We start from the raw sequence: 23,405 nt of genomic DNA on the forward strand, positions 1-23,405 counted from the left end.
AAACTCCTTCTAATTTTATCAATTAATAAATCAGAAGGAGTTAAATAAATACCATTAAAACACTTCCCTAGCGCAGGTATTGTCCCGTTCAGGTTCCAAGGGTATTGTCTCAGCTTTGGTATTGCACCCCTAGTGATCTATTTTTTATAAATTCAATTTATTATACCACAGTTATCACGGCAGCTTAAAAAAGTTTTAGCCTTTGACCGGTGCCAGCTTTTTCAGCCCTGGCAGACTCATCATTACGATAAAACTGATGATGTAAAGGGCTGACAAGAAACCCATGACCACCGTCAAATTATAGTGATCCATCAGAATGCCAATAACCACCGATGAAAAACCGCCGATTGCCCGGCCGATATTCACGATAATATTATTAGCACTGGACCTGATTTCCGTTGGGTAAAGGCGGCTGATGACCGCACCGTAGCCGCCGAACATTCCGTTGGAAAAGAAACCGACAACTGCCCCAATCAGAAGCAGGGTCACCATGTTAGTTGCCAGGCTCAAAGTATAAACCATGATGGCGGAACCGATTAGGAAGATGCCAAAAGCCCGCCGCGGACCAAAGTAATCAAAGATTGAACCAAAGGTCATCATGCCGATGCTCATCCCAACAATTGTGGCAATCATCCATAAGCTGGAATTGGCAACGTTTAAGTGCAACTGTTTTTGCACAATCGTCGGCAGCCAGTTCATCAAGCCAAAGTAACCGGCAATTTGCACCGTCATCATCAGCATCAGACCAAGACTTTGGAAGGTTAATTTCGGTGTAGCGAACATCTTCTTAGCAACATTAGACAGCAGTGAACCTTTTTCTTCAGAACGCGCAGTCAAAAATTGCGCACTTTCGTGCAGGTGCTTTCTGATAAAGATTGTCAAAACAACCGGTACAATGCCCACCAAAAAGAGCATATGCCAGCCGGCAGTCGGAATCACCCAGGCCGCAATCAGCGCAGCCAAAATCGCACCAACCTGACCGCCGACTGCCGCAATCGAGGTCATTTTCCCAATCTGTTTCTTAGGAAAGCTTTCAGCAATCAAAGCAATACCAACCCCGTATTCACCGCCGGCACCGATACCGGCAAGAAAACGGAGGGCATAAATTAGATAAATATTATTGGCAAAAGCCATGCAGGCCGTTGCCACCGCAAAAATAATTACCGTGTGGCTAAAAGTTTTAACCCGGCCGATTTTATCGCCCAAGATGCCAAAGGCGATACCGCCGACCAGCATTCCCAGGTTGGTAACCGATGAAATCAGACCCGCAGCGCCACCTGACAGGTGCAACTCGGCAATCATCGAACTCATCGCAAACGATAAAAAAAGCACATCCATGTTTTCCAACGCAAAACCTGATGAAGTTGACGCAATGGTCCACTTCTGGTCGTTAGTTAGTACATGATTGTGCTGCTTAGTAGTATCCATATTCAATTCCTCCAAAACGAATGCTCTCTGTCATTCAATTATTTCTTCGAAACTATATTTTACTCGTTTTTTAAATTTTTACAAATATTATTTATATTTAGTTAAATTTACTGAAGCCGGCAAGTCGTTCCGTGGTCATGTCACGAATAATAGCCGTTGCTAGCTTAACCGCATTTCTGAAGTCTTCGTATGCAGTAAAGCAATACGGTGAATGTTCATAACGAACAGGAATGCCAATGACGACGGTTGGTGCCCCGTTTTCATAATACATGGCCGCACCGTCCTGGCCGCCGCCGGTTCTAACGGACCGTGTGTAAGGAATCTTATTTTGGTCGGCCAAGTCACAGACATACTGCTCAAATTTCGGATTCGGCAAAAATGACGTATCCATGTCGCGGATCATTGGTCCCCGCTTTAGGCCTGTCTGGGACAGCCAGGCAGGTGTAAAGGTATCATCCGCTGGACAAGATTCAAGGACAATTCCCAGATCAGGCTTAATCTTTCTCGTGGTCACATAAGCACCGCGCAGGCCGACCTCCTCCTGGCTGGAAAGCGCGCCAACCACGTTAAAATTGGTTTCTTCGCCTTTTAGTTCATCTAAAATAGCGACCATAGCGCCGGCACCAAAGCGGTCATCGAAATCCTTGCCAAAGAAGAGACCATTTTTATCGTTGTATTCGCACTTCACGTCGACAAAAATTGGGCAGCCCGTATCAATCTTGTAATCATTGATCGTTTCTTCGCGCGAACTCGAACCAACATCAATCGACATGTCAGCCACCTCCGGCAGCGTATTGCGCTCGGCCTGGGTCATAAAATGCGGCGGTTTTGTGGCAACGACACCTGGAATATACTCCCCGTCACGGTTACGAACACGCACCCGCAGCGCCGGAATATTATACTTTACCCAGCCGCCAAGCGGAACGAATTTGATCATGCCGCTGGGACGAACAGCCTGGGTGATAAAACCAACCGAGTCGGAATGGGCATCCATCTGAATCACCGGCCGCCCCGGTTTATTTTCTTTTTTGGCGGCATAAGCATTCAGCATCCCGTCAACCTCGACATCGGCCAGATCCTTGACCGTTTCCGTAAATAGCTTAACAAATTCTTCTTCAAAGCCAGATGTTGAATTGGCATCGGAGAAAGCCTTCATCATTTCAATTGCTTGTTCTTTTTGCATTTTGACCTCCTATTAATTCATCCCATCTATTTTAGCAAACACAGCAAGAAATGGTTTTACTTATTAGCTTTTTGCGGATATTTATGCCGGAAATAGCAATATGCTAGAGACCCAAGCCCTGGAATCACTAATCCCAATAGCGATGTAACCGGATCTCCCAAGAAGTTATTCGCTAAAATCAGCAAAAAGGCAAGCGCAGCAATGATCACCGTCCACGGATAAGCCCAAACTTTATAAGGCCGCGTCGCATCCGGTTTGCGCCAGCGCAATACCGGAACCGCCAAAATCGATAGTAAGTTAAAGATTGCCCCAGAAAAGACAACCAATGAGGTCAGCTGATCCAAATTACGCGTCAAGACAAGTAAAATCGAAATCGTCATCTGCATAAACAGTCCATGATCCGGTGTCTTGTACTTCGGATGAATATGGCCTAAAGTTTTCCAAAGCAAGCCATCCTTGGAAACGGCGTAATAATACCGGGAGAAAGCCAGAACCATCCCATTGAGTGAACTGGCCATCGCCAAAACCATAGCAATGGCAACGAAAAGAATTCCGGCGGTACCCATGAAAGTCTCAGCCACATCTGTTCCCAGATACAGTTTTCCCGCTTTTAAGGACGCATGAATTGCCTGCGGCGACAGCGACCGGTAGATGGCAAAATTAAACAGCGTGTAAACTAAGGTTGTAAATCCAACCGACAAGATTAGGGCCTTAGGCAAATTCTTTTGCGGGTTCTTCATCTCACCAGCAACGGTATTCAGGTTAGTCCAGCCTTCGTAAGCCCACAAGGAGGCAATCACGGCAAAGCTGACCATGCTGATTAACGAAAAAATATTGTTCGTTCCCGCATTATGCATACTTAATGAAAGATCTGGAGAAAACTTACCCCAGAAAATACCTAAACCAATAATGATCACCAGCGGCAAAACCTTTAATACTGTGAAGAAGTTCTGCACCATTTGACCAACATTAACACCAAAATAATTAATAATTGTAAACACGACAATCAACCCAATTGCCAGTAATTTAACAGTCCAATAATCAAACGCAAAAAATGTCTTCAGCGCCATTGGCAGGGCTATGGCAATTGCGGCAATCGAACCGGGGCCGCCAATAACAATGCTTTGGAATGTGAACATGTAACCGACAACCGGAGAAAAGGCATCCGACAAATAAACGTAAATGCCTCCAGTTGCCGGATTCATTGCCCCCAATTCCGCAAAGCAGAGGCTTCCCAGCAGTGTGACTAAACCCGCCAGCAGCCATGCCAGCAATGCATACCCCATCGACATGTTAGAACGCTCTAGCACATAGGAACCAATATAAAAAATCCCCGAACCAATCATGATTCCAATCAAAATATTGCTACCACCAAACACACCAATCGTGTGCTTTAATTCGGGATCTTCACTCTCATTATTTTTCAATAGTAAACTCCTTCCTGTTTATAAAAGTATATGTGATTAATTTAGCATATTTTTAACAAAATATGAATAACTTTTGGCAAAATAATTAAATATCTTGTAGATAAAGGCTTGGGGTTAGGTATAAAATTATAATTGTAGGTTTTAAGATAAGAGAAAATAAAAATTAGCAAATGAACTTCCTGTTTGAGTTTGAATATTTTGCTAATTAAATAATTATTTTTCCAATTTTATAAATATAAGAAGGTAAATCATGGGATTAACAAAAACATTATTACAAGCTACAAGTCAAACTAAACCGGGAAAGCGTAATTTAATTACGGATGTCCCCGGGGTTAAGGTGGGCCAGCAAACGATCATTAACGACCACTTTAAAACGGGGGTAACGGCAATTATTCCCGGAGAGGGCAACTGCTTTCGCGATAAGTTTGTTGCCAGCAGCCAGGTAATCAACGGCTTTGGCAAAAGCATCGGACTGGTTCAAGTAGAAGAACTGGGCACAATCGAAACACCACTTCTGCTGACCAACACCTTTGCTGTCGGCACCGCGCAAACAGAATTAATTAAAACCATGCTGAAGGACAATCCGGAAATCGGCTTGTCAACCGGAACGGTCAACCCGATTGTTTTGGAATGCAATGACGGTGAAATTAATCATATCCGTGATTTTGGTGTTCAGCCGAGCGACGTTGATGCGGCGCTGGCAAACTGCGGCAAAGATTTCGAAGAAGGCTGTGTCGGCGGCGGGACCGGCATGTGCTGCTATGACTTAAAAGGCGGAATCGGCTCTTCCTCACGACAAATTGCGATTGATGGTCAAACCTACACAATCGGCGCACTTGTCATGGCTAACTTCGGCTTCTTGGAGGACTTGACCATTTACGGCATCAGAATCGGCCAAGAGTTGGCCCATGTCGCAAAGGAGAAAGAAAAAGGCAGTATCATTACCGTCATCGCAACTGATATTCCATTTAACGAGCGGCAATTAAAGCGGATTGCCAAGCGGTCAAGTGTCGGCATCACCCGCAGCGGATCCTTTACCGGCAACGGCAGCGGCGAAATCACTTTGGCCTTTTCTACCGCCAACCGGGTTGCTCATTTTCCGCAAAAGGAATTGTCAACCCAAATGGCAATCACCGACGATAAAATTGACCGCTACTTCCGGGCTACGGTCGATGTCGTCCACGAATCAATCTTAAGTGCGTTGTGCCACGCCACCACCACGCTTGACCGTGAGGGAAAACCACGGCTGTGCTTAAAAGACGCACTCTTGAAACTGGACAACGCGGATGCACAATACTTACTTACCAACCTGGGCCTCATCTAACAATCTGTCTGCAACTTATCATTTACACATCCACAGAAAAAGCCATTGCTTCCATTTTGATAAAGATTTACCCTTTTATCAAAATCCTCAATGGCTTTTGTTGTTAAAATTTAAAATTGGTAATGAATAACGTCCTTAAATTGACTTATCAGCTGCTGATTCTTTGCATCCCCGTCATCTAAATTGGCAGAGTAAAAAACAGGAACGGGTTTGCCGGCAGCCGCAAGCCGCTGACAGGTTTCAACAATGATCGTGTTCAAAATTGATGCGCCGATTACGGTTGAAGTAGGACCGACTTTTTGCTCTGCGCCTTCAATGGTGCAGGCACCGTCTCCAACATCACCATGGTTATCAATGACAATATCAGCCACCTCAAACAGCCGCTTGCCGCTTGAATGCCGGCTTGTAACCGATTGTGAATACTGTAAATTAGTCAGACCAATCACCGTTACACCCTGCTTTTTAGCAGCCAATGCCATGTCAATAATAATGGGATTGCGTCCAGAAACAGAATGTAAGATTAAAACATCTTCTGACTGAAATTTGACATTATCAGCCAGGACCGAACCATAACCCTCTAGCCGTTCCATTTTGCTGGTGGAAGTAATCGGCTGGCAATTCAGCATGACTTCCTTGCCAAAAATCGCGTTCATGGTAATCATGCCGCCGGCACGGTAATACATTTCTTCCGCTAAGATTCCGGCATGGCTGGCACCAAAGACGTAAATTGAATGGTGGTCAGCATTGGCTTTAACTAACGTGTCAATTGCCTGCTCAATCTTACCTTGTTCATTTTTTTCGACATCTGCCCAAATTTGTTTGATTCGTTCAATATAGTGGTACATTTATATTCCTCCAAATAGCGCGCCAACAAATTTAGCAATGATTGCCCAAAGTGATAAGTCATTACCACCGAAGATCAGGATCCAGTTACGGATCGTGTGTCCCATTAACGCCCCTGAAAAACCAACTAAGGCAATCATGAAAATTGAGGCAATTGCCGTTCCAATAACTGCACCGCGAACACCGCCTTGGCCTTCGCCAATAATTGCAGCCCCGCCGCATTCAAAGAATGAAGTAATGACCATCGGCACAAGCACAATGCCAAAAACATTAGTGACATTGGCAATTAATACCAAGATCGTGGAAGTGATAAATGCGGAGATGAAGCCGATAATCACTGCATTAGGCTTGTAGTTAAATAAAATTGGGATATCAAATGCTGGTTTGGCACCCGGAACCAATTTTTCCGAAATTCCCTGGAAGGCCGGAATAATTTGGTTAACCAGGAGCCGCACACCGTAGAGTAAAATCAGAAGTCCGCCGCCGAAGTTGAGCCCAGCAGTAACAGCGACCATGAAGAGGTTGCCGCCTTGCGGCACCAGCGTAGGTGCAATCATTCCCACAATCAAATCAACGACAAACATAACTAACCCACCGCTGATTGAAATTTCACTAAAGAATGATAGACCCTTAGGAATTTTTAAATCTTCGGTTGAATGCTCTTTGTTACCAACATATTTAGCCACAAAACCCGAGATCAGCGACAAAATGGTCGTTGGGTGTCCGATGAGAAACGAATCATCACCGGTTGCTGCCCAGACATATTTTCTAAGAATCCACGGGGCAACCGAAAAGTATACTGCCGCTAAAATCGCACTAACAACAATTAACACTGGGCCACGTAAGCCGCTTTCCACGCCGCCGGCAACAATCACAAATGGAACCCACCAGAGCATATGCCCAGTCAAGAAAATCGACTTAATCGGTGTAAAGCGGGCAATTAGTAAGTGGATAACCAAGGCCAGAAACATTGCGATTCCGACCGCACTACCAAACTTTGCCGTAAACGTGGCGTCGGATAAGCCCTTAGAAACTGCCACACCCATTTTCGTTTGGACCGCGGTATTAATATTGGAAACTTCGGCCGTAAGCATATTTACACCCGCAGTCAAAATTACCATCCCAAATGCAGCAGATAAACTGCCCTTAATTATTTCCGCAAATGGTTTCTTTTGGACAATCAAGCCAATCATTGCTATCAAAGCAATTAAAATTGGCGGGTCCTGCAAAATATTTCCGGAAATAAAATTTAAAATATTCATTACAACATCCATTAGTTATTAGTCTCCTTTTGTTTCAAGTAATCTTCTAAAGCAGCTTTAACCTCATCTTTGTCCATATACTTCTTAATTGGGTAAATTGGCTGCGAGGTTGCTGTACGCAAGCTTTCTTCCAATTCGTGGCTCGTAAAGTAAACATCCGCCTTTGTTGCCTTAGCGGTCGCAATATCGGTATTTTCGACCGTGGCATCAATGCCTAATTCCTTCACTACTTTGTCCAAGGTCATTTTAAGAACCATTGAACTGCCAACACCAAATCCACAAACAGCTAAAATTTTCATTTATTAATCCTCCATTTTATTTAAAATTGAAATAATCTTGTCTTTCTTACCAGTTAAAATTGTTTGAAAATCATCTTGATCCATAAAGATGGTCATCACTTTTTGCAGGCTCTCGAGGTGGCTTGCATTATCAGTCGCGGCCATTATCAAAAAAATTTTCACAGGTTTGCCGGCCAAGTCAACCGCTTCATGGGTTACAAGCAAGCTCATTGACATTTTATTGACCCCTTCGCCGGGGCGTGCATGCATGAGCGCAAAGTAATCAGCTAAAACCATGTAGGGGCCGTTATCACCAACGCTTTTAATCATGTTGGTAATATATTTTTCTGAAATAGACTGATTGGCAATTAATGGCTCACTTGCAAGCTTCACCGCTTCCTGCCAATTCGCAATACTATCGACTACTTGAACATTTTGTTCGTCAAAAATCACTTTTGTTTAATCTCCTTTACTATTGAAATAAACCATTCCTTATCATTAATTCCGCGCATAACCAAATTCATAAACGGCTCAACTGCCGCTTTATCTTCATTACGAATCATCAAAAGCGATACCACATCAACCTGGTGCCCGTCCCACGCAATTGGCTTATCTGAGACATAAATTGCAATACAGCTGACATCAACCTTTTGGGGATCACCATGAGGAATCGCGAAGCCATTCTCTAAGTAGGTGGTTTGAAATTGCTCGCGTTTTAAAACAGATTTTTCATAATTTTGTTCCTTTTCATGAGAAGACCACTTATTTTGTTTAGTTAAAAACGCAATGACTTCCTCTTGATTTGCGGCACTGCCAAAAAAAATTTTATTTTTTAAAATCGTGCAGATTTTTGACCAGTCAAGTGCCTGATTGCCGGTTGAAAGGCTCTGGATAAGGGTTACATCAATCAATTTTTGGGCAACCTTTTTCATATCTGCAGCTGTAAACCGCGGCGAGACTTGCACCACCGGAACTGGCAGTGAGGGCAAAGCAACCGTTGAAACAATCAGATCAACCTGCGTTAAATCCTGCTTATCGACTGTCGCCCGCGAAATAACATCCAGCACAGAGCGCGCCGGTAAAATCTGCCGAATCTGCTCCGAAATCAATGAACTGGTTCCAATGCCGTGGGGACAAACAAACAGAACGTGCCGTTCTCGTTTATGGCGTTCAATTGCGGCCTGAAAATGAATTGTGACGAAGGCCACTTCATCATCGGAAATCTTCAAGCCGGTTTCGTTGCCAAACTCCCGCAAGGCATACCAGACAACGCCATAAATTTTTGTATAATCTGCCTTTATTTCCTTTAGCAGTGGGTTAATAACATTGGTACCAGACTGCAGACGAAAGATCATTTGGTATAAATGCGTTAGCAAAGCCGTTTCTAACTTTTCATCATTGCAAAAATCTGTTCCGGTTTCCTCGCTCACATTCCTAATAAAGCTCTTCACCTTTTTCTTAAAGGCTGCCGGGATCGTGGTATTTTCCATAAAATAGTTGAAACCGTTACCGATAACAATTAATGATAAATATCGCAATTCGCAGTCCGTAAAATGATACAGGCCGGCCTGCTCCACCGTTTCCAGCAACTTATGGACCAAAGGATACTTTTCAAATTGCGCTAAGGCTTGGTTATACTGCTCCTGATTATTGTCCTCAATATGAAAGCCTTTTTTCCCGCGTGAAATTAAGATTGAAGTTGAAGCAACGATTTCCAGTAAGTGGTCTTCCGGAACTTCCAGCGACCAACTACAGAGCTTTTCCCAGATGATTGCCTGCACCTGCTTGTACACTTGATAATCAAGAAAAAGCTGCAATACCGTTAGTACCTGCTTTTTCTCCGGCAATTTAACTAATAAATCCGTTACTATGCGCTTTATAGCTTTTTGTCTTTGTGCGCCACCTCCACAAATATATGTGCCTGTATTATCAAAGGCTAAGCTGAGGCCATCTTCTTTTAGTGTTTGCTTCACAAAGATAATATCGTTGGCAATACTGCTGCGCGACACTAGATATTCTTCAGACAGCTGCTTATAGCTCAAATGTTCGTCGTCTAATAGTCTAGCTAAGATAAAATATTTTCTTTCTTTACTATCAGGCACATATCTTTCATTCAAGCTATCACCTCTATTGCATATCATATAAAATTCGTCCTTTTCAAAGAAGTCCAAAAAAATAATCTCAAAAACAGAAAAAAGCTGAACACCTTTTTTCAGAAAACAAAAAAGCAATCTTAACGATTGCTTCTATGATTAATATTAAGTTTTAAGCATACCTAATCAAAGATAGTTTATCAAGAATAACTATCCGTGACTAACATATAACTTAATGATTATGATAACTTATAAAAAATTTAATAATTATAGTTCAACTGGATAAACCGGTTTCTGCCCATTGATCACCCGCTTGGCATCAGTCATGCTGTGCTCAATCATATTCTTGACCGAGGTTTTGGTGTAATAAGCTGAGTGTGGTGTTACCACAACATTATCCATCTTAGCCAGTTCTTGGTATGTTTTTGGCAGTTGATCCATGCTGGTGAACTTATGCATAAAGAAGTCATTTTCTTCGGTTAAAACATCAAGTCCGGCACCGGCAATTTCGTGCTTCTTCAGTGCCTCGATCAGGTCTTGCGTGTTAACGAGTGGGCCCCGAGCCTGGTTAATCAAAATCGCGGAATCCTTCATTTCCTTGAACTGCTTCGCACCGATCATATCCACAATGCTTGGGTCAAGCGGCGTGTGCAGGGTCAAGATATCGGCATTCTTAATGACCGTGTCAAAATCGGTATAGGTCAAGAAGGCTTCGTTTGCCGGATTTTCGATCAAATCATTGCCAATTACCTTGGCACCCAAAGCGTGAAAAATTTCTGCTGTTGCAGAACCAATTCGGCCGACACCGATGATTCCGACCGTCTTGTTATAAATTTCGTCACTCATCAGGTCGGCTTCACGAACAAAATTCAGGTTTTGTTCGTTCTTGAAAATCTTGCCCCACTTGCGCAGCAAGAACATGGCTGAGGTCAATGCGTTTTCGGCAACTGCTCGCGGCGAATATGCAGGGGTATTGGTAATCAACAAATTGTACTTATGTACATAATCCCAGTTAATAATATTGTAACCAACAGAACGCAAAGCTAGGTGTGTGATGCCATATTCAGCCAGCTTTTGGTAGACTGCTTCTTCATCAATGTCCTCAACCTGCATCACGCTGGCAACGTCAAACCCCTTAGCCTGCTCAACCGTTTTTGCATTCAAGTAATCGTCGGTTGTTTCTAGGTCATCATCGGGATGTTCCTTGTTCCACTTATCAACGTACACCATCTGCTCGGGTGTCATATTATATAGTAATGCTTTCATAATCATTCTCCTTTGATAAAAAATCTTATCTTTATTTTATCGATAATCGATAAGTTTTTAAACAGTTTTTTAATTTTTATTTTAATTTATTTTTATTATTGTGCTGCAAATTAAAATAAAAATTCAGAATGAAAGCGATTGCCAGCAAAAATAAGGAAACCAGCATAATCTCGTGAATCCCGGAATGAAAAATATCGCGCATCTGCGGAAGCAGCGCTTGCGGCAGGCGGCGCGCGCTTTTGGCATCACTCAATTCATTCATCATGTGCATCGTGATGCCTTGATGCTGCTTGACCCCGCGTGCTAAAGCAAGATTCATGATCACGCCGTAAACAGCCGACATGATTGTTTGCGCCATGATTCTGATTAAATACGAAGTTGAGGTGGCCGTGGCCATATTTTCAAATCCCGCATCAACTTGCACCTTGACCTGCAGAGCAACAAAGATGAAACCGACGCCGATTCCCGAAAAAGCACAGATAAATGTTAAAAACTGAATTGGCGTCTGCAGGTTAGCTAAGAAGAGCCCGCCGACAGATACAGTGATAGCGCTAGTCCCAATCAGGACCAAAGCAAAATTGCTGATGTGATCCTTAATCGTGGCCACTGATTGTGACGAAATAATATCAATAATCGAATTAGGCACTAACGTCATGCCGCCGACTAAGGCCGTTGTTCCCAAGAGCGCTTGCGACCACATCGGTAAATAGGTATTAACCGCAATGTAGGCGCCCCAAGTAAAGGCAAAAAGCAGAAAGTCACCGTTTAATGCCCGGCTTTTAAAAATCGTTAGCGGAATAATCGGGTTGCTGCAATTATGCTCATTGATTAAGAAACCTGCTATAAAAACTAGACTGACAACAATCAGGGTCACAACAATCCACGTACTTGCCAGACCCAACAGCTGGATTCCCATTAAAAAAAGCAAGAGACCTGTTGCCAATAAAAATGCGCCGGAAAAATCGAATTTAAGCTTGGATTTGGGCGTGACCGGCCGGAAGAAAAGCCAACTGATAATTATTGCAATGAGGCCAATGGGAATATTCAGATAAAAGACCCAGTGCCAGGACAAAGCATCAATAATTGAACCGCCAATCAGCGGCCCCATGATGGCGGCAGCATTGAAACTAGCGGTCAAATAACCCAAAATTTTAGTGCGCTTTTTAATATTCGGATAAATATAGCCAACGATAATGTACGGCAGCGAACCCATTCCTCCGGCACCGATGCCCATGACCAGGCGTGCAATCAAGAAGAAATAAATATTAGGGGCTACTGCCTCAAAAATTGCGCCTAGCATGAAGAAGGCTAAAGAAAGTTCAAATGATAATTTATTAGTGATTTTTTCACCGATTTTGGTCCACAAGGGAATTGAAATTGACATTCCCAGCAAAAAAATTGCGACGATCCAGCCCATGAACTGGATACCATGCAGGCTGGCAACGATTGCCGGAATGGCTGTATTGATAATTGTCCCGTCCATTCCAGACATGACATTGCCCAGTATCAGGGCAATTGTGACATATTTGATCTGCTTTTTCGTCATCAGTAGTTTTCCTCAACAAACTAAAAATCCCCATTACTAATGTAACAAGGATTTAAATTTTCTGTCTTTAATTATGAAGCTACTAAGAGAAATTTCAAGAGCTAAAGTAAAAAAAATTAATCGTTTTAGTGCAAGTTAAATTTGTAATAATTAAGGACTACTACCCCCACATCCGTGGAGAACACAAAGCCCACTTGTCAGTATCAGTATGTATCTTTGGATCACCCCCATATTCGTGGGGAACACTTAGGAAAATATTGCATAGATAATGACATTCCAGGATCACCCCCACCTTCGTGGGGAACACCATGATTTGGCATTAGTCACCGGAGCAGATGAAGGATCACCCCCACACTCGTGGGGAACACAGAATTATGATGATTACTATGAATTTACTTATAGGATCACCCCCACACTCGTGGGGAACACAGAATTATGATGATTACTATGAATTTACTTATAGGATCACCCCCACACTCGTGGGGAACACTGGGACCATCATAAAGTCTTCTACGGCTATGTGGGATCACCCCCACACTCGTGGGGAACACACAGCACGGCTAATCTTGAGCGCGTCCACTGGAGGATCACCCCCACACTCGTGGGGAACACTTTTTTGAAAAACATCAAAAGTGCTATTTGGGAGGATCACCCCCACACTCGTGGGGAACACGATCATATGCGTGTTCAATATTACAGAGGCAGAGGATCACCCCCACACTCGTGGGGAACACTAATTGCCCCAGCTGGTAGCGGACTGACTGTAAGGATCACCCCCACACTCGTGGGGAACACATATATTCGCGGAAACCCATGCGTGCGACTTAAGGATCACCCCCACACTCGTGGGGAACACTTTTTGCCGCTCCCTACTCCCTTGTTATTGTCAGGATCACCCCCACACTCGTGGGGAACACTGGCTACTCGTGAGGGTTCTGTTGGCTGCGCTGAGGATCACCCCCACACTCGTGGGGAACACCTTCTCAAGGTTTACTTAAGAAAGTAGTTGAAAGGATCACCCCCACACTCGTGGGGAACACTTGCTGATACATGCTGACCTACAGTAACATTTAGGATCACCCCCACACTCGTGGGGAACACCCCTTATATAAGGGTGAATACCATCCTTAATCAGGATCACCCCCACACTCGTGGGGAACACAGTAAAAGATCCTTATTATGCCAGCATTTCTAAATTTTAATCTTACCATTTTCCATTAGTTTATTCGCCAACAGCAACGTTGCCTTGGCATCTGATAACGCGTTATGTGGTTTCAAATTTTTAATATTATAAAAATCCAAAACGGTTTTTAACCGATAATTATCAAGAAATTTCTCTAATTTTTTGACTAGAGGCAATAAATCTAAAGTTTTATTATCAAATCCTTTTAAGTTTGATGTTTTATAGCCATACATGAGAAATGATACATCAAACTGTAAGTTATAACCAATAACTATTGCAGAGCCGACAAAATCAGTTAATTCTCTGAGTGCTATATCTAAAGCGACTCCATCACTTTTTAATAATTCTGCCGTTATACCGGTTAATTCAGTTATTGACTTAGGTACCGCAATATCAATTTTAATTAATCTATAAAAGTTATCATAATTCTGATCATTAATTTTTTTAACAGCACCAATAGAGATAATTTTATCTTTACCTGCCTTCAAACCCGTTGTTTCAATATCAAGTGAAACAATTTGTTCTTTGGTTTTATTTGAACTATCCTCTTTTGAGCTTTGTACCATTAATTTAGCACGATGAAATTTAGCTGCATTACTAAAACCATGTTTTTCAGGACCCGATTCATCAATAGAATTAAGACGCATCATCAATGGAATACCATCAAAATCAACAACTTCATACCTCTTACGTGTAGTTTTAATCTGATATCCCAGTTCATTATTCGTATTATAAACCATTGTAGCTTCACCGTTACCAATATTCTTAACTACTCTGTCCCATAACAAATCACGAATTCTTGCACTCACGTTGCCAACGTAAACACCGGATTGAATTTCTTGATACCACTTAGTTAAATCGCCTCTTAAAGATGGTGGAACTTTAGTTAAAGTAACTACTATCATATTTCTTCATCCTGATCTAACTCATGATATTGAACCCCAAATTTCTGTAAGCCTAATTTATCATCCCAGAGATTAATAACATCAATATTATTAATTTCATCGTCCACATTTAAAAGATCTTTCAAATCTTTTACCATTCTTACCAGCAACTTACCATCTGTAAACACATCCCGCATCGCTAAACGCGTTTTAGTAGCAATATCTTTATCATTACCGTACTTTGCCGCCATTTCAAATGCAACGGGTATTGAAAATTCTGCCTTATATAAATCTGCAAAATCGTATACAAAAGCTAAATCATGTCCGGTATGAACAAAACCTAATCCAGGAGAAGCTCCCATTGCTACAATAACACTATAGCTTAGGCCATATAAAGCTTGATGAGCTTCCGTTAGGGCTTTATTAATCGGTGTCCCAGCTTCAAAATCATCCGGATTATATTCCCGTCTAGTCCACAAAACACCAGTTGCTTTTGCTTGCTCACGATAAATTCCTCGTACTCTGCTGCCTTCTTTCCCTCTTAATTCCTGCATTGATAATCCAGAAACATCTTCATTAGGAAAACGCATTTGGTACATTTTTCGGGCTACCGCAACTCGTGTACGTTTATTAGAGACTAGTTTTGCCTGTGCTTCAAGCAGTCGCGACGAATGATTCAATGATCGCCCATGTGCATATTGCCGCACGCCTCGTTCTCCCACCCAGACAACTCCCATACCGGCATCACCAATTAATTCTATGGCACGATGTGTCACATCAACACCTGGTCCTAGCATTAACACACTTACAATTGCTGCCGGAACAAAAACGGTTCCACGGCTATCGGTTACAAGAAGCGCACTATCCTGCCTATTTAATTTTGCATGTTCAAAATAAAGAAAAGTTATTCTGTCCTTAATTCTAGTCAGCTCAGGTAATTCAGGCTTTTTGGCACCAAACTTATTAGTCATTGTTCGTCCTCGGTATTACCGTCATCAGACCCATGCCAAAAGCTTTTTCACGTCCAATTCCGTTGATTAAGGCTTGTTTAAATTTGTCTGCATCCGTTATACGTAAAATACCTTCAAAAGTTACCCGGCTAAGACGCACTCTCCGCTTACCCTTATGAGAAAGCAAAGGCCAATCACGACCAACAATGTCAAAAGATAACTTATTATCTTTAGTTACTAACTGGAAACCCAGCTTTTCAGAACGTCCAATTAACCACTTCAGCTGTTGTTCTACAGTAACATGAGGAAAGACACGCCCTTGTTTTTTACCAGGCTCACTCACAGTATGCGTAGGATTAGCTGTCAATCTAAATTGCATTAATTGCTCCTGCTTTATACCATTAAGCATTCTATCGTAACTTTTAGTAATAAATGTATCGGCTACGCCATAACGTAAAAGTTGTTGCTTATCTGGAATATTTTCACTTAATAATAGCAAATACGTTTTACCAGCTAACTGATCAATCCGCCATAAATGTCGCAATCTTTTTCCAGCTTTAATTTCGTCAGGAAAACTTTGTTCTACCCAGCCATGAAAGGCAGAAAGCTGCGTTAAATCTTTTGTTTTTTGCCGATTATTAACGTCAATTTCAACTCTTGATAAATACATTTCTGCTCCTTTCTATAAAAATGCCATAGCATCGTGTTGGGTATCCTGCTTAAAGGCTGGGTTAGCCAGCTCAACTTGCGTAGCAGCAACTAAACGCGATGTATACCGCCGATCTCTTGAATCAAATGAAATCACCTGGTCCTTAATTAAACTGGTTGTATTAGCAGAAAGTAAATTTGCATCAGCAATTAATTGAACCTTTACCATTTTATCTGCTCTACGTCTTTTTTGATACCATTTAGAAGCCTGCCAGGGTAAAGCTTTTAATGCAGAAACTGGGTCCATATCAATAAACTCATTTATCTTCAATATTCCAGCTGGTACATTCGAACGACGCCCTAAAAATAATGCATAGTGGGGGTGCTTTAACGCATATTCAATCTGTTCAATCTCAGTAGCCTTACCTCCAATTGCTGTGACAAAAACAGCGTCTTGCAAATAATCACGGTATGTAATTTTCCGTGTGCCTGATTTCCATTCAACCGTTTGAAAGTCTGTCATCATCTTACCATGTTGGTCGATTCTTACAGCAAACTGTAACGAATTCAGTTTCTGGATTCGCTGATCATCACGGCTATATCCTAAGGCTGCAGCGAGCATCCCCATTACCGCACTTTTTGAAGGATAGTCACCTGTTGTACGTCTTTCAAAAGTTGCTTCATTTCCATAAGATTGCAGTGGCGCAGTTAACCTAATCGTTAGTGTCTTCATCTTGCATTACCTTTGTTAAAGTGGCCGTGACTTGGTCAATTAGTTCAACTAATTTCTCAACTTGCTTAAATTGCTCATCATTAGGCAGCTCCACTTGTGATAGCACAATGTTCAGCAATGGTTCTTCAACTAAATTATTTGCAGATTTATAGGCCCTTTCCAATTTTCTAACTGATTTTTCAACATAACCATTTTTGCTAGTTACAGGTTCTTCAAAAGCTGATACTAAATTGACAGGTGTATCTGTACGTAAAGTGAGCATAACATAATTAGGTAACGTCTTATTAGCAAAAGTATTTTGCTTACCTGTCGGCATGGAAAGAATAAATGCCTTGATAAATGCCGCTATACTTTGAACAGCATTCGTCTTACCAAGATTTTTAGCTAAATCTTTGATATTTACATTTGCATAACGATACAAAGTAGCCGAGTCATATTCAACTGTCCCTAGCATGGCAGCACCATTTGTATCATTTGACTGTAAGTCATCAAGCGCTGTAAAGTAATCGTATTCTGGCACAATTTCATGAGTTGAAATTACGTGCGCTACTTGTGCTGAAGCATCAACATTTAATTCGGGATTATCTGCAACCATTCGGCCAAACAATGCCAAATCTAACGAATTATCTTCTTTTAAAATCTGTTTAATTTCTTTTTTAGCATCTTTATCGGTCAAGTCATCGTGTTTAAGCACATATTTAGCTAATTTATCGATTTGTCCGGGACTAACCAATAGCAAAGCTCCAGTCAGCATTTTGCCTGCAGTCTTATCTTTTTTAGCTTTAATCCCAACTGCACCCAAAGCGGTAACAGATTTTTCCATTGCTGTTTTTTTATCTAGAGTATCGTCTAACGTTTGCATTTTTTGTGCCAAGTATTCAGCTACTTCTTTTGTCCTAGTACCAACTAGCTCATTTTCTTTTTTAAAGTAATCGCGCATCGCCTTTTTCCAGCTTTGTGAAGATACTCTCGCACGTGTGACCCCGCCATAAAATGCCGTCTTTGGTGCACCTGTATCATCGCGGTTAATATTTGAAGATGGTACTGTTTGTATAACACTTAAATCTAAATATAAATTCTTATTATTCATTATAATTGTTTCCCTTCATTATTTAATCCAAAATATTGTTCACCCCATGCAAGCCTAACCTCATTTGCACAGTGATAATTCATTTGAAATTTATATAAATTTTGCGCTAGCTGCGGGTAATCAATCTTTTTTGTTTTATCTTTGCCTTTTAAAATTTCTACCAAATGGGTTAAAGAGTTTATCACACTGTCAATATTTGTGGTTGCAAGCAATGCTTGAACACGGTGATCTAGCGGTTTCTTTATTTCTTCAACCTTTCTTAAAGCAGCAAGGGCTGTAAACAAATTCTCACCCTCTGCTTGCTCCCCTGAAACTTCATAAACAAATCTATCCTGCCCTTGTTGAAAAATTGCATAAAAGCGCACAGCAGCATAAACAGCAATTTCTCCTGTCGTTGGTTTACCATTTTTGCTCAGGTATTCTTTTGGCAAATAATTCATTATTACAGGCCACACTTTTTGAGCCTTGGGGCTAGTAATTGTAACAGCCCCTCTTAATCCCGCTAAAGTAGCTTTATCAAGATCACCATTATTATAAAGACGCTCAATAATTCGCATAGTTGTGTTTTTTATCACATAATCATATGCCATAATCTCTACTTTCCCTTCTTTAAATTAAGATTCACACGATATTTAAACCGTTCCATAATCGTAAAAATATTTTGCAGCCCATTTTCATCAGTAATTCCTTTAATATCACGAGGCGAACTAGTATCTACTACCTTCTGTCCTTCTTTAAAAGCATAACTTCTGAGCCTATTTTCCCAAATAATAACTTGTTGATCACGCTCATCTTGATCGGTCAAATTAGCAAGCCAATGCTTAAACGGTTCATTCAAACCATAATAAAACTCCGTACTTAACCGATTAGCATATTCTTTAAGACCGTCTTTTTGAAAGCCACGAATTGCGCCAATATCACGGGCAAATTGCCAAAAATCCGTCCCAATCTCTTGGGTAGTATCAATTACACCCTCTATTCTAATCGGCCAATTATTAATCTTACTTGTATCAAATAAAACATTGATCTTGACGCTCATATCATCATAAACTTCAGCAACTGGCGATTGGGAAGTTGCATTACCATCGTCAATCAAATCTATTGAAGTTAAAGTTAACAATTTAGTACGTGGAATTGCTCCATCTTCCTTAAGCAGGCGCAGCCATTTAATAATTCCCGGTTCATTGGTATCATTCTCTTTATTAACATCGACATAATTACCAAAATTACGCCACATTGCTTTACCTAAAGTTTGTAGTCCTCTAACTGCAGGTCGATACTCATTTGTTTTCTTATCTTGACGCCACACAGTCATAGGCTCAATTAATGCATTAGTATTTTCAATCTTTGGTAGACCTGCACTAAAAATCGTTGGCTGCCCCTTTTCATCCCATTCAATATGCAAAACTCGTGACCAGCTTGTATAAAGTTCAGCAATATTATCTGGAAGGTTTCCCTTTCGTCGTTCAGAAACATATGCTTTTGCACTTGCAAATTCCCAAACAGGTTTTTGCAAAGCTAGCTTTTGATCTGCTTGATTATATAAAACCAGATTAAGCATTAATGTATCGAAAATACTCTTTCCACTGACCAAAACTGGATTTAACTTATAAAGCCAACCTGGTGAAACAGAAAATTTTTCACTGGCATTAATCTTGGTCTTATCGGTTACCCCTGTATAATTTTGATAGGCAATTAGCCAGCGGACTAACTCATCAAGCTCTACTTCATTTTTATATTCACCAGATTTTGGTGCAAATAAAGCAGGCGAATTATTACTTTCCGAAATTTGCCTGTTAATCTGCTTAACCGTTACAACACCCGTTCCTTTGGCTACTGCCTTGTTTGCCGGCACCAAGCTGTCATATTCATCTTTAGTTACTTGATAAAAAGGATGTTTACCAAAAAAATCAAACCGATCCGAATAATATTCCAGATACTTAATCACCAAATCCGAAAATTGTCCTTTTTGGTATAACTCTTTCCACGTTAATAATGTATCTTCGGCCATATCCTCTTCATCACAGTCTTCATCAAGTTCAGCATCAGATTGAAACTTATCTGTACCACCTGCCAGCCAATCATATAAGTTACCATCTGCATTAAAACGTGAATAAACCGTTGTTAAAATCGCCAATAATAAACGCATAATTGCTAAATCTTGTACACGCATTTCACCAGCTAATTGCCGATATCGATGTGCATTCTTAAACAAGTCTATTAACGAAACTTTTAGCTCCTGATTAGTGTCAGCATCAATTACTTTGATCCAGGGATCAGTAGTCAAATTAAATTTTCTTTCAATCATGATCATCCTCCTTTGCATAACTTAAACCAAATTCCATAGAATATTGAATACGCCACTTTCCAATCTTTGCCGTAAGCTTATCATTTAAGGGAAGTACTAATACTCCTTTTAGCCAGATACTATTTTCCCATTTATTGTGATAAGGATTGGTTCTCTTTTCAAGTTCATCAATTATTTGTTCAACTGCTTTAGGAAATGCAGTTAACGCAGAAGGCAACCTGATTACTTGCTCGGCAATTTCATAATCTGCAACATCTTCTAATTTGCGTCCATCTAATAAAAAATCACCTTCAGCTGTATGCTTAATTAACACTACCTCAATCGTTTCTTGAATATCACGAACCGCAGCACTTGCTTTTTGTTCATCTTTATCAACATTCGTCTGGCTACGATCAAGCCAGCCATGAATTACTTTCTTTCCTGGTTTATTAATTTGGAACTGTTTAGCTTTACTCTCTTCAGTTTCAATATAATTGATAAAATCGGCTTTAGGAGCCATAATTTCTGGGACCTCAGAGTCAGTTTCAGAACAATAAACTTTTTGAACAAGATCAGAGATGTCATTAGGCAAATTAATGCTATCCTTTAAGAAATAATCCGTCTTCATTAACAAATATTTATGATAAATACTTTGGTTAGCAGCGCCATAATCACCAAATTTGTTAACTCCCATGATAAATAACTGCGGTTTTTGCAACTCTTGGGGCCGTTTAATTTCATGACGGTGCAGTCGACCTGCACGCTGCAGAATCAAGTCCATCGGCGCAATATCTGTATAAAGAACATCAAAGTCGATATCAAGAGATTGCTCTAAGACCTGGGTACCAATTACAACCAATTTTTTAGGGCGCATACCACTTTTACCAATTGCTTGTTGCAATCTTTCTTCCTGCTTGGCCCGTTCTGGCGCAAGAAATGCGGAATGCAATATCATAAAGTCAACCCCCTCTCGTGCCACCAGTTCAGCAAGTTTTTGGGCACGTTTAACCGTATTTACAATTACCCCAGCAACTCCACCATCACTTATTTTGTTTAAAACATCAGCAATCAATTCTTCATCAGACAAATTTATCCGTTTCACCTGCAATTTTTTCCGTTTTTGGTCGCTATTGCCTGGAAAGTCAGAGACCTGCTTTAATTTACAGCCATCTAAAATACTCAATAATGGATATGCTTGATTATTTTCCCAATTTGTCGGTGCCTTGAAAATGTTTTTATATTTGATTCCATATTTTCCTTTTAAATACGCTTTAATTAATGATTCTCTTTTTTCTTTTGGCAGTGTCGCTGACAAAATTACAATGGGAACATGATAAGCCCCTAGCCATTTAATGGCCTTATACAGATATTGACTCATGTAAGCATCATAAGCATGGACCTCATCAATTATGACTACTTTTCCGCTAAGCCCTATATGTTTTAAGAAGAGATGTTTCTGCTTAAGCGCCATTGAAAGCAAATTATCAATTGTTCCAATAGTAAACTTAGTTAAAATTGATTTTTTCCCAGAAAACCACGAATTAATTGTTACAGCTCCAGTGCTGTCAATATTTTCAGCATCGGGCAATTCTTTATATGCCTCATTAAATTCTGCTTTGCTATGCATCAACCTAACTGAAAACTTATCCTTTTGCTTGTCAGCTAGTTCTCCTATCCATTCATCAACACGTTTAAACATCGCATTGCTCGTAGCCTGCGTCGGTAATCCGATAAATACCCCATCTTCTCCGCAAGTATAAGCCAACTGCTCTGCTGCAACTAATGCGATCTCCGTTTTTCCTAACCCCATCGGTGCTTCAACAATGATCATCTCTGGTTCAATTGTTTTACCAATTTCTCTGGTCATTACCTTTTGTACTGGACGAGCATTAAAGCCCCAACGTTCTTTGTACGGATCAGTCACTTCAGATATTTTCTGCGGTTCCCACTCACCGTTTAACGTCCAATTATTCATCGCTTTTTCGAAACGTTTTTGCATATCCAAGTCGTTCCATGACTCATCGATACTAATTAATGGAAAAAGTTCTTTTCCATTTTTAGTACGCTCACTTGAAGCTAACCAGTCTGCCATAATAATCAAGCCTTCTAAAAGGACTGCTTCCGGTTGAGTTATAGTGGGAATTTCAGTAACATTGTGGTAACCTGATGTTGCTAAAGCATAATTAAATAATTCATGTTGCACCTGTACCCAAGGCTCTTTTAAAGCTTCATCATGATCACTTTGATAATAATTGACTGTATGAATATCTAAATCATCAATTGGAGACCCTGATTCAGGTTTCCCATGGTGCCCACCAATCAAAGCCGCAACCGTTTCTGGCACTTTGAAATTCAATAAAATTGCTTCACCAGCTTTATTATGAGGCGATGAAGAACGTGAAGCCAATTGCAGTTCGTCTAATTTAGAAAAGCCATTTCTAATTAGATTTTCAATTAATTGATCATCTAAAGACCTATCTCCAATATATGATTCCTTAGTTTGAAAAGCTGGGGTAGCCTTTCCTATATCATGTGCAAATCCTAAAAATTTAATCAATTTATGAATCTCTGTACCAGATTCATCGGATAACCCCTGAGCTAAAAATTCTTGTTGTTCTTGACTTAACCATTGATTGTACAGAAAATTGATAACGTTTCGCGTATCAGTTAAATGAGCAACTAATGGTAACCATAATTGTTGGCCGTCTTCAACATTTTTCTTACCCCACAAAGTTAAACTTTTGTTAGATAAATTACTCATATCATCTAATTTGCCTCCTTTTTTGTTTTTTGCTATTACATTGTTTACAAAAAGTATTATGTAACACAACAGACTATTTTGCAAGCGCTTTTCTTTTAAATAACTTTATTATATTAAAATAAAATAGTAATTTGAAGTAAAACGATTAAGAATTATAAGCATTTTATACAAATTTTTTGAATATTTAAATAACTTTAAACTTATAATCTAAATCAGCAA

Annotated in this window: 19 protein-coding genes, 1 CRISPR repeat array and 1 riboswitch; of the genes, 1 reads left to right on the forward strand and 18 read right to left on the reverse strand. The window is 40.6% G+C overall.

The window, feature by feature from the left end; all coding sequences use genetic code 11:
• Positions 1–47: 47 nt before the first annotated feature.
• Positions 48–141, reverse strand: a riboswitch (TPP riboswitch).
• A 54-nt stretch (positions 142–195) separates the two neighbouring features.
• The 3 genes from PT285_RS07490 to PT285_RS07500 all read right to left on the reverse strand — a co-directional run bounded on the left by PT285_RS07490 (position 196) and on the right by PT285_RS07500 (position 4,038).
• Complete coding sequence (locus PT285_RS07490) at positions 196–1,428, reverse strand: MFS transporter (protein ID WP_277149258.1); 1,233 nt, start codon at positions 1,426–1,428, stop codon at positions 196–198.
• A 97-nt stretch (positions 1,429–1,525) separates the two neighbouring features.
• Positions 1,526–2,611: a M42 family metallopeptidase gene (locus tag PT285_RS07495; protein ID WP_277149260.1), complete on the reverse strand. Its 1,086-nt coding sequence runs from the start codon at positions 2,609–2,611 to the stop codon at positions 1,526–1,528.
• A 56-nt stretch (positions 2,612–2,667) separates the two neighbouring features.
• A complete protein-coding gene (locus PT285_RS07500; protein ID WP_277149262.1) occupies positions 2,668–4,038 on the reverse strand; it encodes an APC family permease in 1,371 nt (456 codons plus the stop codon).
• 250 nt (positions 4,039–4,288) lie between these two features.
• On the opposite strand from PT285_RS07500, the gene PT285_RS07505 reads away from it, so the two are divergent.
• The gene (locus tag PT285_RS07505; protein ID WP_277149263.1) at positions 4,289–5,362 is read left to right on the forward strand and encodes a P1 family peptidase; all 1,074 of its coding nucleotides are present in this window, start codon (positions 4,289–4,291) and stop codon (positions 5,360–5,362) included.
• 110 nt (positions 5,363–5,472) lie between these two features.
• Here the strand turns inward: PT285_RS07505 and PT285_RS07510 are convergent, their stop codons facing one another.
• From PT285_RS07510 to cas3, 15 genes are all read right to left on the reverse strand, one after another.
• On the reverse strand, positions 5,473–6,207 hold the full coding sequence (locus tag PT285_RS07510; protein ID WP_277149265.1) for an SIS domain-containing protein: 735 nt from the start codon (positions 6,205–6,207) through the stop codon (positions 5,473–5,475).
• Positions 6,208–7,479: a PTS ascorbate transporter subunit IIC gene (locus PT285_RS07515; protein WP_277149267.1), complete on the reverse strand. Its 1,272-nt coding sequence runs from the start codon at positions 7,477–7,479 to the stop codon at positions 6,208–6,210.
• Positions 7,479–7,766: a PTS sugar transporter subunit IIB gene (locus PT285_RS07520; protein WP_277149269.1), complete on the reverse strand. Its 288-nt coding sequence runs from the start codon at positions 7,764–7,766 to the stop codon at positions 7,479–7,481. Before PT285_RS07520 ends, PT285_RS07515 begins: the two co-directional genes overlap by 1 nt.
• Positions 7,767–7,769: 3 nt before the next feature.
• Positions 7,770–8,198, reverse strand: a complete 429-nt coding sequence (locus PT285_RS07525; protein WP_277149271.1) for a PTS sugar transporter subunit IIA — start codon at positions 8,196–8,198, stop codon at positions 7,770–7,772.
• Positions 8,195–9,862 (reverse strand): PRD domain-containing protein, encoded by a 1,668-nt coding sequence (locus tag PT285_RS07530; RefSeq protein ID WP_277149273.1) that lies wholly within the window; start codon positions 9,860–9,862, stop codon positions 8,195–8,197. The genes PT285_RS07525 and PT285_RS07530 overlap by 4 nt, the downstream gene beginning before the upstream one ends.
• 243 nt (positions 9,863–10,105) lie before the next feature.
• Complete coding sequence (locus PT285_RS07535) at positions 10,106–11,104, reverse strand: D-2-hydroxyacid dehydrogenase (protein ID WP_277149275.1); 999 nt, start codon at positions 11,102–11,104, stop codon at positions 10,106–10,108.
• A gap of 76 nt (positions 11,105–11,180) precedes the next feature.
• A complete protein-coding gene (locus PT285_RS07540; RefSeq protein ID WP_277149277.1) occupies positions 11,181–12,650 on the reverse strand; it encodes an MFS transporter in 1,470 nt (489 codons plus the stop codon).
• Positions 12,651–12,806: 156 nt separating this feature from the next.
• Positions 12,807–13,812: a CRISPR direct-repeat array (repeat unit 29 nt; unit sequence AGGATCACCCCCACACTCGTGGGGAACAC).
• Positions 13,813–13,841: 29 nt separating this feature from the next.
• Positions 13,842–14,738: a type I-E CRISPR-associated endoribonuclease Cas2e gene (gene cas2e / locus PT285_RS07545; RefSeq protein ID WP_277149278.1), complete on the reverse strand. Its 897-nt coding sequence runs from the start codon at positions 14,736–14,738 to the stop codon at positions 13,842–13,844.
• Positions 14,735–15,688, reverse strand: coding sequence for a type I-E CRISPR-associated endonuclease Cas1e (cas1e, locus tag PT285_RS07550; protein WP_277149280.1), 954 nt, complete (start codon positions 15,686–15,688; stop codon positions 14,735–14,737). Before cas1e ends, cas2e begins: the two co-directional genes overlap by 4 nt.
• Positions 15,681–16,337 (reverse strand): type I-E CRISPR-associated protein Cas6/Cse3/CasE, encoded by a 657-nt coding sequence (gene cas6e, locus PT285_RS07555; RefSeq protein ID WP_277149282.1) that lies wholly within the window; start codon positions 16,335–16,337, stop codon positions 15,681–15,683. The genes cas1e and cas6e overlap by 8 nt, the downstream gene beginning before the upstream one ends.
• A 12-nt stretch (positions 16,338–16,349) precedes the next feature.
• A complete protein-coding gene (cas5e, locus tag PT285_RS07560) occupies positions 16,350–17,048 on the reverse strand; it encodes a type I-E CRISPR-associated protein Cas5/CasD (RefSeq protein ID WP_277149284.1) in 699 nt (232 codons plus the stop codon).
• On the reverse strand, positions 17,029–18,138 hold the full coding sequence (gene cas7e, locus PT285_RS07565) for a type I-E CRISPR-associated protein Cas7/Cse4/CasC (protein ID WP_277149286.1): 1,110 nt from the start codon (positions 18,136–18,138) through the stop codon (positions 17,029–17,031). The genes cas5e and cas7e overlap by 20 nt, the downstream gene beginning before the upstream one ends.
• Entirely contained in the window at positions 18,138–18,728 is a 591-nt protein-coding gene (casB, locus tag PT285_RS07570) for a type I-E CRISPR-associated protein Cse2/CasB (RefSeq protein ID WP_277149288.1), read from the reverse strand. The genes cas7e and casB overlap by 1 nt, the downstream gene beginning before the upstream one ends.
• A 5-nt stretch (positions 18,729–18,733) precedes the next feature.
• The gene (locus PT285_RS07575; protein ID WP_277149289.1) at positions 18,734–20,446 is read right to left on the reverse strand and encodes a type I-E CRISPR-associated protein Cse1/CasA; all 1,713 of its coding nucleotides are present in this window, start codon (positions 20,444–20,446) and stop codon (positions 18,734–18,736) included.
• Positions 20,439–23,186, reverse strand: a complete 2,748-nt coding sequence (gene cas3 / locus PT285_RS07580; RefSeq protein ID WP_277149291.1) for a CRISPR-associated helicase Cas3' — start codon at positions 23,184–23,186, stop codon at positions 20,439–20,441. Before cas3 ends, PT285_RS07575 begins: the two co-directional genes overlap by 8 nt.
• Positions 23,187–23,405 lie beyond the last annotated feature (219 nt).

This window comes from Lactobacillus sp. ESL0791 (assembly GCF_029433255.1).
Taxonomy (GTDB): Bacteria; Bacillota; Bacilli; order Lactobacillales; family Lactobacillaceae; genus Lactobacillus.